The organism is Brucella sp. 22210, from assembly GCF_052045675.1.
In the GTDB taxonomy this organism is placed as follows: Bacteria; Pseudomonadota; Alphaproteobacteria; order Rhizobiales; family Rhizobiaceae; genus Brucella.
Window position 1 is genome coordinate 1 of record NZ_JBQEPD010000169.1, and the last position, 483, is coordinate 483.

Here is a 483-nt window from a genome sequence, read left to right on the forward strand (position 1 = left end):
GCCAGGAGCGACCGACCATCGAAGTCCTCGTCTCTGGAAACGCTTCTCGAACCCATGCTGTCAAAGTTCCACGACCTGGATAGCCCAACGCCCTCATCGTTGCAGAGATACAGCGATCGTGAGTGCGGTAGTGTTCAAGCGCCGCCTGCTTCTGGGCCTCAGAAAACTTCGGTGCGCGAGCCACACAACCAACACGCAGGTTTTGATGCTGCTGGTATTCGCGATACCAGTTTCTCAGCGCATTCTTTGTCGGATAACCCAATTGGCGGATCGTCGCCTTAACCCGCTTGCCAAGCTGGATATATAGCTCAACGGCGCGAATTCTATCTGCATGGGAATACATGAACTACCTCCTGGTGGTCCAAGTTTTAGTCCGCATCCCCAGAAGCGGACTTTTCGACGGTGATGTTCGATAGCCTGGATGCCAAGGGCCGTCGCCACGTGGGTTTTGCCTGTGCCCGGTCCGCCGACGAGCACGATATT

The 483-nt window shown here is 55.5% G+C and carries 2 pseudogenes; both read right to left on the reverse strand.

Annotated features, from left to right (window positions below):
• A pseudogene (locus ACTJKP_RS27180) lies at positions 1-343 on the reverse strand (IS3 family transposase); the annotation flags it as partial.
• A gap of 38 nt (positions 344-381) precedes the next feature.
• A pseudogene (locus tag ACTJKP_RS27185) lies at positions 382-483 on the reverse strand (ATP-binding protein); the annotation flags it as partial.